4 protein-coding genes are annotated in these 2,823 nt (G+C 44.0%); 3 read left to right on the plus strand and 1 reads right to left on the minus strand.

Features of this window, described 5'->3' with window-relative positions; all coding sequences use genetic code 11:
• Positions 1–53 precede the first annotated feature (53 nt).
• On the plus strand, positions 54–287 hold the full coding sequence (locus F6K38_RS38790; protein ID WP_008181918.1) for a hypothetical protein: 234 nt from the start codon (positions 54–56) through the stop codon (positions 285–287).
• A gap of 690 nt (positions 288–977) precedes the next feature.
• Entirely contained in the window at positions 978–1,265 is a 288-nt protein-coding gene (locus F6K38_RS38795; RefSeq protein ID WP_008181917.1) for a hypothetical protein, read from the plus strand.
• Here F6K38_RS38795 and F6K38_RS38800 read toward each other — a convergent pair.
• Positions 1,247–1,432 (minus strand): hypothetical protein, encoded by a 186-nt coding sequence (locus tag F6K38_RS38800; RefSeq protein WP_287360258.1) that lies wholly within the window; start codon positions 1,430–1,432, stop codon positions 1,247–1,249. The genes F6K38_RS38795 and F6K38_RS38800 overlap by 19 nt on opposite strands.
• 14 nt (positions 1,433–1,446) lie before the next feature.
• On the opposite strand from F6K38_RS38800, the gene F6K38_RS38805 reads away from it, so the two are divergent.
• Positions 1,447–2,628, plus strand: coding sequence for a hypothetical protein (locus F6K38_RS38805; RefSeq protein WP_287360259.1), 1,182 nt, complete (start codon positions 1,447–1,449; stop codon positions 2,626–2,628).
• The last annotated feature ends 195 nt before the right edge of the window (positions 2,629–2,823 follow it).

Genomic DNA, 2,823 nt, shown 5'->3' on the forward strand with positions numbered 1-2,823 from the left:
TATTAATAAATTAATATATTTATAGTGTAAACCATTTACACTAATTACTGGTCATGAATCAAAACATTAACCCCAACTCCGATGACAATCAAAACCCTGACAATCAAGGTCGCAAACCTAAGAAAGTCAAGCACATCTTGATTGGTTCTCCTAAACAAGTTCGGCATACTATTTATGCCATTTATGGCCTTAAATACGCCTATCCCGATGAGTGGAGCACTCCCGAGCCTACGGAAAATCCTGGTGAGGTGATGACCACCTTGATTCGGTATTTATATCTAGATTAGGATAGGGTTTTGCCAGGGTTTGCCGCCCTGGCGGCCAAGAATTGTGGAGGTTATTTTTAAGCTATCAGCGTGTCGCGTATCAGCTATCAGCTATCAGTTATCAGCCATTCGCGTAGCGTGGCCAACGGCTGACCACTGACCACTGACCACTGACCACTGACCACTGACCACTGACCACTGACCACTGACCACTGACCACTGACGGCTGACTACTGAATGCTTACGTGGAGGGTTAGTAAACAGCTAGAGAAAATGTCGCAGAGTCTACCAAAAACTTTTATTATTTGTTAGACTTAAATTAGGGTAACACCGACAGGGATTATTATGTAACTTAAATTAAAGCCGAAAACCAAGGGTTTAATAGTTGCGCTCTCGACCTACGGTGGAACTAACGTTTTGACATTTTTATGGCGCTCGCGGGATATTCCTGAGAGCTTTGGGAGATACCCCCTGGATGCTATTGCATCTTGCATTGGCGGGCCAAGGTCTATCTTGGTAGACTTTGGTAGCTAAAAAGTATCGGGTATAATGTAAACAGAGTTAGGATGTGCTTGCTGGAAAGCAGTACCTGAGTAACTTGATAAGAATGGATTCCTTGATTCAGTTTTTGTTTGGATTTGATGACAGCTAAGCTGTACTCAATTAGGTTTACACAATAGAATTCGGTCAAGCATTTGGGTTAAACCAAACTTGACCGAATTTTTTTATCTAAGCTATCAGCTATCAGCTATTAGCGGTCAGTTATCAGCGGTCAGTTATCAGCTATCAGCTAGCGGTCAGTTATCAGCGGTCAGTTATCAGCTATCAGCTAGCGGTCAGTTATCAGCGGTCAGTTATCAGCTATCAGCTAAAGGCCGTTGGCCACGCTACTTGAGGTGCTATCAGCTAGCGGTCAGTTATCAGTTATCAGCTTATGCGCTACGCGCACGCTACACGAACAGCTATCAGCTGAAGTCACATCAAGTAGCCTGCACGTAGGGCATATGCTTACCTTTCAGCTTTTGAATAAAAGATATAAGCATTCTTTTAATCTGAGTTAAGTCTGCTGACGGCTGACCGCTGACCGCTGACGGCTGACCCCTGACCGCTGACCGCTGACCGCTGACGGCTGACCGCTCACAGTAAAATATATAGATATTGATCAACTATCTTCTCAACTATGACAACTCTCGTATTTGTCCATGGCACAGGGGTTAGGCAAGCTGCCTATGAGCAAACCTTTAAGATAGTTGAGGGGTTTGTCACAAAACAACGTCCGGATATTACCGTTGTTCCTTGCTTTTGGGGTGGGGAATTTGGGAGTAAGCTCAATGCTAAAGGGGCATCGATACCCTTGTTTGATGCTACCTTAGCTCTGGATCAGGGAGAGGAAGAGAATCAAACTATTATTCTTTGGCAGGAGTTATATCAAAATCCCCTTTATGAATTAGGATTATTGTCGTTTCAACCTAGGACTGGTGGTGATAGTAATCCCTTTGGAGAGCAACCTGGTGATCAATTACATGACCGGTTGCTGGCTTTGACTCCTAGTGGAGAATTGCAGGAAAAATTACAAGCAGCGGGCATAGCAGAGGGGTTTGATCAGGCACGACGCCATGTTACTCGCAGTGCTGTTTATCAAGAAGTATTAAACCAAGTCTCTGATTCAGATAGTGACTGTTATGATACTATCGCAAGAGCAATTGTTGCTCAGGCAATTTTTGACTCTCAGCAGCACCACCATGGCTTCATCCTTCCTGATCCGGAATTGCGTGATCAACTCGTGAAATCACTCAGTAATGCTTTGGGTAAGGAGGAAGACTTGGGATTGGGTGACTGGATCCAGAAACCACTTTCCTTATTGGCGGGTCCAGCGACAGCTTGGGTGAGGAGTAAGAGGGGTGCAATTACTGAAGCAAATACTCCTACACCTGGTGATATTATACTCTATCAAAGTCGGGGTCATAAAATACGTGATTTTATCCAAAAAACTATAGAAGATGCTGAACCACCAGTTGTTATATTAGCCCATAGTTTAGGAGGGATTGCTTGTGTTGATTTACTGGTAACTGAACCAATGGCACAGGTGACATTATTAATTACAGTTGGTTCTCAAGCTCCCTTTTTATACGAAATTAATGGCTTATATAGCCTAGAATTTGGTCAGCATCTGCCCGAATTTTTTCCGGAGTGGTTGAATATTTATGATTCACGCGATTTCCTTAGTTACATTGGTGCTACTCTATTCCCTAATAAAGTGCAGGATGTTTTGGTGGACAGTAAACAACCGTTTCCCCAAGCTCATGGCGCTTATTGGACAAACCCAGCTACCTGGAAGGCAATTATCCCGCGATTACCATGACTATGGGTTCATCTCATATTTGCTGTTTGAACCGGTGGTGCGTTACGGGGCGGGCTATCACAACCCTGGCTACGCAAAAAATCATGGCAAGTCCGCCCCTAACGCACCCTACGGGACATTTATAAAAGTGAGATGCACTCCATGACCATTAATGCTAGGCCAGAAAAAACCTATGGGTTGATTGTCGGTATCGAG

The sequence above is a fragment of the Moorena sp. SIO3B2 genome (assembly GCF_010692525.1).
GTDB classification, from domain to species: Bacteria; Cyanobacteriota; Cyanobacteriia; order Cyanobacteriales; family Coleofasciculaceae; genus Moorena; species Moorena producens.